The following is a 3076-nucleotide window of genomic DNA, read 5'->3' as shown; positions in this document are numbered from 1 at the left end:
GCCCACATCCTCAGATGGTCTGTCTTTCGACGAAAACATCAAGCCAGCGCTATCCGCTCTCACTCACAACACAAAATGCAACTGTAGTGCTAGGCTCAGGACTCATTCTTTAAGATAAAAGATGACGCTTGCTGCGATATGAATTGCGGAGATGAAGGTATGAGTGCCGCGGTCGTATCTGGTTGCAACACGTCGCCAGTCTTTCAGCTTTGCGAACATGTTTTCGATCAGATGGCGCTTTTTATACAGATGCCAATTGTAAGGTGGCTTTAACTTCCGGTTCTTCTTCGGCGGAAGACAGGCTGTGATATTGCGTTCTGCAAGTGATAACCTGATCTGGTTGCTGTCGTAGCCTCTGTCCCCGATGACGTCTTCTGTCTTATCGGGGAGGTCTGCCAGAAGCACGTCTGCGCCTCTGAAGTCACTGACCTGCCCCGCAGTCAGATGAAGACGGACAGGTCGGCCCTGATCATCGCACACGACGTGAAGTTTTGAGTTCAGGCCGCTTTTTGTCCGTCCGATATGGCGGGGAAAAGCCCTTTTTGAGTAGGAACGCCAATGTCCGGTGTGCCTTGAGGTGTGTTGCATCGATCATCAGACGCTTCGAGCGACCAGCCTATTCTGTCAGGGCAACAAATATCCTGTTAAAGGCAGCCAGACGGCTCCACCGGATGAAGCGATTATATAATGTCTTGTCCGGGCCATACGCTTTCGGAGCATCCTTCCACTGAAGGCCGTTGCGGATCACATAAACGATCCCGCTCAGAACGCGCCGGTCATCCACGTGTGGCACTCCGTGCGCCAGAGGGAAAAACGGCTCAATCCGTTTCATCTGGCGCTCAGACAGCAAAACCACCTCACTCACAGCCTCACCTCCATCGGTAAATCTGTGAATCACAACCGTTCGCTCAGTTCAATAAATTAATAGGTCCTGAACCTACTTTCTATTCGGATCCTTAAACTCGTCTGCTTCAGTTTATCGACTTACAAACCTGTCTGAAAAGCTAGCTGAATGTCTTCAGGTTTTGTTTTTCCGTTAGCAAGTAAAAGCTGAAGGAGAATTCGTGCTTTTTGCGGATTGAGGTCCATAGAGGCGATCAGACCATATCGGTCATCATCAACTTCCACGTTCCGGTTCGTCATGCCGCTACCGACGCGCGTGGAACGCACGACAATTACACCGGCTTTTCTTGCCCGCTCAATGCCTGCCAAAGCAGTATCAGAAACATTTCCGTCTCCCATCCCGGCAATGACGATACCACGCGCACCGTCCTTCACAGCATCATCAATCTGCTGTGCATCCATATCGGCGTGGGCGTACACAATTTGTACCTGCGCGAGGGTGTGATCTGCCGGAAGAGCAAGAATCTGGCGTGGTTTGGCGGCGGTAATAAAACGCACTGATGCCGGGTCAACATAACCAGTCGGACCAAGATTTGGAGAATGGAATGTTTGTAACTCTGTGGTGTGCATTTTGCTCACACCACGCGCAGACTGGATTACATCATTTAAAACAACCAGAACACCATGCCCGTGAGCCTGCGGATCTGCCGCGACCTTCACGGCTTCATACATGTTGGCAGGACCATCCGCACTGATGGCCGTGCTGGGCCGCATGGCGCCAGTTAAAATAACGGGGCGGGAATCTCCGATCACATTATCCAGAAAGAACGCCGTTTCCTCCATTGTATCGGTTCCATGTGTAATCACAATGGCATCTGCTTCATTGTTTGCGAATGCCTTCCGTATCCGCTCTGCAAGTTTGAACCATATCTGGCTATTCATATTCTGGGAGGCAATATTGGAAACCTGCTCAACCTGTAATTGGGCTAGTTTTTCCACACCCGGTACGCCAGCAATCAGTTGCTGGCCAGTCACTGCACCTGCATCATAACCAATGGCAGAGCGTGTATTGATTTTTCCTGATATTGTGCCCCCGGTTGCCAGAACCAACACACGCGGCAAGGTGGCCTGCTTATGCACTGTAGCTGTGGAAGCCTCTACTCCTGCTGTATGAGCAAAAGCGGATTGCATATTCACTGCGCTCAGAATTGTACCGAGAAGAGACAGGACACGCACAGAAACCATAAAATCAGTCTTTCCAGTAAAGAGTGATAACAGACTACTCAGGCACCCCTGCCTTACCCATTTAAAATGAATAGACTGGCTGGAAGAAGATGACTCTTTTCCCGGACTCGTCTGTTATAAAGCAATCTTTGGACACACACACCAACCAATTGGGTCGCAACATACTTGTGAGATGGCTTTGGTTGTTTGGGCAGGTCTTTAGGTTACGTTGACAAAAGATATGCGCCAGAAGCCCTACTGCTACGAGTTTTCGGAATCCAAATGGCATGGTGATAGTTGAGATGAATACGGGTAGCATTATGAATGCTTAAGGGCAGAAATATTATAAAATTAAAATTACCGGGAGAATAGCGCATGGAATTAATCCTTCAATACAAAGATTTTTTGAAATCTGTCGTCATGATATTAACACCCTGTTTTATTTCTGGTCTTCCGAAATTTGCCGACGGTACGAGATTTCTGGAGGGAATTACACAAGTGTATGGTGTCAGGAAGCTCTCGATTTTGCTTATAGAGTAAATAAAATAAATTTTATGGGTGTCGACTATTTCTATCCGGATCCTACAGATGAGGGAATGGATGATATGTTCAAGCAGATGTCCAATAATTCCCCAAATGGAATAGATGGACTAGCAATATGGTCAACCTATCAGTTTGATTTAATGGGAAAAGGCCGTAATTTTATTGATGCATGGCTGGCTTCTGGTGATGATACACTTTTTGGCCAGAAACTGATTGATATATTCAATGCCCGTAACGTTGGTTTCGATAAACATGCTTTCTATCCTGTAAAATATTGATACACGATAAAATGAAGAGATCGAAAAACGGTTGATACTCCCGGTTTTTCACCTCAAACTGGAACGACGGCGCTGGCTGGGTCCACAGCGAAGTGACCTTGCCCCCTGAAATGCCCTCGACTTGAAGTAAGGTCTGTCTACTGGAGACAGACGATGAAGAAAGTACGATTTACGCAGGACCAGATTAT

At 47.6% G+C, this 3076-nt stretch carries 2 protein-coding genes and 1 pseudogene; 1 reads left to right on the top strand and 2 read right to left on the bottom strand.

Translation table 11 applies throughout. The features are described 5' to 3' along the window. Positions 1–102 precede the first annotated feature (102 nt). Positions 103–865: pseudogene (locus tag HNR55_RS16525) on the bottom strand (IS5 family transposase). Between the two features lie 119 nt (positions 866–984). Beyond that, a complete protein-coding gene (locus tag HNR55_RS16520; protein WP_373318156.1) occupies positions 985–2034 on the bottom strand; it encodes an asparaginase in 1050 nt (349 codons plus the stop codon). A gap of 629 nt (positions 2035–2663) precedes the next feature. Between HNR55_RS16520 and HNR55_RS16515 the strand changes: the two genes are divergently transcribed. Continuing rightward, a complete protein-coding gene (locus HNR55_RS16515) occupies positions 2664–2888 on the top strand; it encodes a hypothetical protein (protein ID WP_166117200.1) in 225 nt (74 codons plus the stop codon). Positions 2889–3076: the final 188 nt, after the last annotated feature.

The sequence above is a fragment of the Acetobacter lovaniensis genome (genome assembly GCF_014207635.1).
Lineage (GTDB): Bacteria > Pseudomonadota > Alphaproteobacteria > Acetobacterales > Acetobacteraceae > Acetobacter > Acetobacter lovaniensis.
This window is presented reverse-complemented; position numbering and strand designations above follow the sequence as displayed.

What these genes read in the sequence shown, in the direction of transcription:
- HNR55_RS16520 (WP_373318156.1), bottom strand. Translation starts at nt 2,034, where the DNA reads ATGCAATCCGCTTTTGCTCATACAGCAGGAGTAGAGGCTTCCACAGCT.
- HNR55_RS16515 (WP_166117200.1), top strand. Translation starts at nt 2,664, where the DNA reads ATGGATGATATGTTCAAGCAGATGTCCAATAATTCCCCAAATGGAATA.